General features: G+C 46.0%; 7 protein-coding genes. All 7 read right to left on the bottom strand.

Features of this window, described 5'->3' with window-relative positions; all coding sequences use genetic code 11:
- Window positions 1–347: 347 nt before the first annotated feature.
- A complete protein-coding gene (locus ABD028_RS20235; RefSeq protein ID WP_343847255.1) occupies window positions 348–593 on the bottom strand; it encodes a hypothetical protein in 246 nt (81 codons plus the stop codon).
- 240 nt (window positions 594–833) lie between these two features.
- Window positions 834–1,202, bottom strand: coding sequence for a nuclear transport factor 2 family protein (locus tag ABD028_RS20230; protein WP_343847254.1), 369 nt, complete (start codon window positions 1,200–1,202; stop codon window positions 834–836).
- 70 nt (window positions 1,203–1,272) lie between these two features.
- Window positions 1,273–1,692, bottom strand: a complete 420-nt coding sequence (locus ABD028_RS20225) for a hypothetical protein (RefSeq protein WP_343847253.1) — start codon at window positions 1,690–1,692, stop codon at window positions 1,273–1,275.
- 175 nt (window positions 1,693–1,867) lie between these two features.
- Window positions 1,868–2,017, bottom strand: a complete 150-nt coding sequence (locus tag ABD028_RS20220) for a hypothetical protein (protein WP_343847252.1) — start codon at window positions 2,015–2,017, stop codon at window positions 1,868–1,870.
- A gap of 106 nt (window positions 2,018–2,123) precedes the next feature.
- Window positions 2,124–2,531, bottom strand: a complete 408-nt coding sequence (locus ABD028_RS20215; protein ID WP_343847251.1) for a GNAT family N-acetyltransferase — start codon at window positions 2,529–2,531, stop codon at window positions 2,124–2,126.
- Window positions 2,532–2,704: 173 nt separating this feature from the next.
- Complete coding sequence (locus ABD028_RS20210; RefSeq protein ID WP_343847250.1) at window positions 2,705–3,142, bottom strand: RDD family protein; 438 nt, start codon at window positions 3,140–3,142, stop codon at window positions 2,705–2,707.
- 218 nt (window positions 3,143–3,360) lie between these two features.
- Window positions 3,361–3,831, bottom strand: a complete 471-nt coding sequence (locus ABD028_RS20205; RefSeq protein ID WP_343847249.1) for a GNAT family N-acetyltransferase — start codon at window positions 3,829–3,831, stop codon at window positions 3,361–3,363.
- Window positions 3,832–3,999 lie beyond the last annotated feature (168 nt).

The following is a 3,999-nucleotide window of genomic DNA, read 5'->3' as shown; positions in this document are numbered from 1 at the left end:
TGGTAAGGGAAACTGCGCGTATTTGATCAGACTTTAAGATGATTTACAAAGTTTGATCCCGCCCTGGCCACCACCGTGAACTATCGAATTACGTCTTGAATACGTCCAGTCTGCGAATCCACATATCGAACCAGGTACTTTCTTATTTTGCACTTTGAATGATGATGAAATTTTACCTGTTGCATTATTTACCCTTGGTTTATTCCAAACATCATCTTTCACGCTGAACAATTCAAAGATTTTCGATAACTTCCTAGAGTGACGCCCCCTAAGAATTCCGTTACTCAAAACAGTTTTAACTCTAGATTCAACCACATTGTGAATATTGTCACCATCTAACAGTAATCTTAATACTTCAGCCTCTGTAACAGGTGAATCCAGTTTTTTAAGGATTCCTCTAGAAGGTTTTCATGAAGCGCATTTGCAAGAATGGTTTTGTCTATCATCACATCAAACCTGTCTACAAGGTTTGTGTAGACTAGCTTTTGGAGATGCGTTCGACTCCCTTCTTCAAGACCCTGTAATTCAGTGGCAGCTGCCTTCACCTCAGTTTTTACGAACTTTTCGAATTCCTCTACGTGCTGAAGATCCATAAACTCTCCCTAGATATAGCTTTATTATCTGTGTGAAAACATGGCCATTGTCCGCACTTCTGCATAACTATTTTGTAGCATGCTTCTAACCCCTTGCCTAGCAAGAGTTTTCTTGGCTGCACCAATTTGATATCAGGGAGAGGCGATGATGTTCTGCACTATGGCGTTTATGTGGCTGTGGGTACGTTTAGGAAAGGATAAACACAGCTATTATCGCTGGCATATAACTGTGTAATCATCTTACGCCAAAGCGGATGCATGGGCAGCGGCAACCTGAAATTCATCACCCTGTTTGGCCCAGATACGGGTAAATCTTAGCACTATATTGGCAGGTTGCCCGGCATAGGTGCCTTGAATATCGGCTTGCACAGTCACTATGGCTATATCGCCAAGAGGCTTAATCGTAAGGTCGGCTAACTCCAGAGAGCTGATCGTTAACAGCCCAGAACGGTGCGCCTGGATATCGTCCTGCTTGGATTGAAGCTGGCCCAGATGATTGGTAAACAGCAAGTCGTCGGCCAGCAGCGCATCCAGCTCGCCGATATCGGCGTTTAGCATAGCGTTACGCAGACGCGCTTCCAGCGCCACAATCTTATCTTTAAGTTCCATCTATCTCCCCTAAGATCTGCGCACTCAGGTTAGCGAACAGACAGATTTTACCGCATACGCAGAACCTGCCTCATTTGTTGCCTGGGTAGTTAAGGCGAAAGCCAGGTAAGTTGCTTCTAATCACCGGCATTAACTTGTACCTGATGGTTTTCTTAATACCTGACGACCCTACCTGGTACTCTGAAAAATATGCCGCCAATTGACCATCTTCCAATAAGAAATACTCAGATAACTCCGGACCCTGACTAATCCATATCTTGTCACCCTCAATATTTGCCTCTAATTTACTGGAAGAATATTGTAGTTCAGGAGCAATTTCTGGATCTCCATGCCAAAATACATAGGCAAGTTCAGCATCAGACACGTCGATAAACTGGCCCTTAACAATCTCGACAAAATAAGTTCCCTGACAGGGGTTGTATTCGCTTTCAGAATGAGAGCAGGTAGCATCCACCACTTGGTAAAGCCCTATATAATGTTCTAATTCCATTTGATTGTTAGCTATACAGGATGGCGTCGTTAAAAATAAAAATGACAACACAAAAAAGTGGCCTAACTTCCTTGTTCTCGTTACAAAATTATGTGCATTTAAAAAAGTCACAATAAAATCTAATCAATCGGCCTGAGATAAATCACTATAGTGTCGGCCCTTGTGGAGGGCCAGCCTATTCCTCTCGCCGAAATGGCTCCGCCTGATGCAAATAGCGGGTAAAGGTATCGCTGGGGCGATCCAGGCCGTTACTGGCTAGCACCCTGGATGCCATACCGCGATGATTGCTGCCGTGGATTAATAAATTCAGCAGTATTTCCTCCACCGATAAACGGCCACGGCTGCCGTCAACAAAGTCAAAGGCAATAGGGAATCTCCATTTATGATATTCAACCCCGCTTAGGCTATAGCCCGTTGCGAGCGCTTGGTGGCTAAGCCCTGGGTATAAACTTTTTAGTCATGCCCTGACTGGCGGGAGCCACCAGCCGGTAGCCCAATTTTTGATAAAATTCGGGGTTATCAGCAATCATCGAGACATAAGAGCCGGCCAGCACAGCCTTTGTCAGATAGCGGTCAATATAAGTCATGATCTGCTTGCCCAGCCCCTGCCCCTGATAATGCGGATCGACCGCAATATCCACCACTTCAAAATTGCAAGCACCATCGCCCACTACCCGGCCCATGGCGATCAACTGCTGGCCGTCATAAATACACACCGCATATAGGGAATTGGGTAGTCCAATCAACGCAGCTTGCAGGGATTTGGCGGATAAACCGGCAACAATGCGCAAATCGCAATATTGCTGCGCGCTGGGCGGCTGTTCTTTAATCGTTAGCATGGTGTTGTGTCACTCCAGAAAAGATTGACACAACTTACACAAAAATACTGTATAAATAAACAGTTTAACACAAAACCTGCCAGAATTATCTCTTATATCGCTTTACCGCTTTTGCTCGTTGCTCATATTAACCGTATGGCCGCGAACATAAGGCGACAGTCTAACCGGCAGTACTAGTCAGACTTGTTGGTATAAATCACCAACGTACCGGCCAGTTTGTCATGCCAGCCTTGTTTTTTGGCATCTATACCCACCCAAATCAGGCCCAGTCCAAGTGGGATGGCAGAGATGTAATAGCCCAGATAGCGAATAATACACTGCGACTTAGACGGCTTTTGCAGGGTATTGGCATCGACAATCTGGGCATTTAACAGCATCTTACCGGGTGTGGCCTGTCGATAAATCCAGAACAAGATAATGGCCAGAATAGGTAGCACCCAGGACAACAGGAAATTGACCGATTGTGCCAGCATAGTCTGGCCACCTTGTAACAAGGCCTGCCAGCCAAATAAATACACCAGAATCGGCCAGGTAATGGCCATAATAATCACGCTATCTACCAGGGCGGCCAGTACGCGCGCCCAAAAACCCACATAATGCAGTTCTGACATAAGCTACCTTAGCTAATTGTGAAAAATGATACGCCCGTGTTATTCAGATTTAGCGCCTTGCTGGTCAGGTACAGGCCCGTTTCAGTTTTTCAGATGACTTTCCTTTGCATAGCGGTCTCCATTTTTTAATTTTATGGGGTTACGGTTATCTATATTGCGCCAAGACCTGTTGAATAAAACCCCCTTTTGCCTGGGTATAGGCTTCCCTGTCATCACGGTTATTCCAGCGATTTATACATGGAAAAGTTCACCAGTATCTGACCATGGCGCTCAACCTGATTTTCACTGGATTGTACAAAGCCCTGTTTGGCAAAAAAGGGCCTGGCCAGATAAGACGCTTCCACATATAGCTGTGCAATGCCCTGGGCCCTTGCCTGTTTTTCAAGATGTGTATACAGCGCCCCGGCAACCCCGCGGCGCTGATAATCTTTGTGGGTGTAAGTCCAGTCAATATGGCCGTTAGCTTCCAGGGTAATAAAGCCGACCGGAGTTTGCTTAAACAGCGCCACAAAAGGCGGTTTGGCACTTAAACGGGCTTGCCAGGCCGGATAGTCCCTGGGTAGTGGTGCCCAGGCATTGACCTGCTCCTGGCTGTAATACTGCAATGCCGGACCATGCACTGCATCGTAAAAAATATCTGTTAATGCCTTGGCATCCTCTGCTGTAAAGCCGCGAATATTCAACTCCATTTCACTTCCTTTTATCTTATTTCACCACAGAGACACAGAGCGCACGAAGGCGTTTATAACTAGGACAAGCGGCGCTAAGCTTTTAACATCTCTGTGCACTTCGTGCCTTATATGGACTCCCTCGGTGTTGTCAACGAGATCGCATTGAAAACCAGATCAGATGCGGAC

The organism is Bowmanella denitrificans (assembly GCF_039522935.1).
In the GTDB taxonomy this organism is placed as follows: domain Bacteria; phylum Pseudomonadota; class Gammaproteobacteria; order Enterobacterales; family Alteromonadaceae; genus Bowmanella; species Bowmanella denitrificans.
This window is presented reverse-complemented; position numbering and strand designations above follow the sequence as displayed.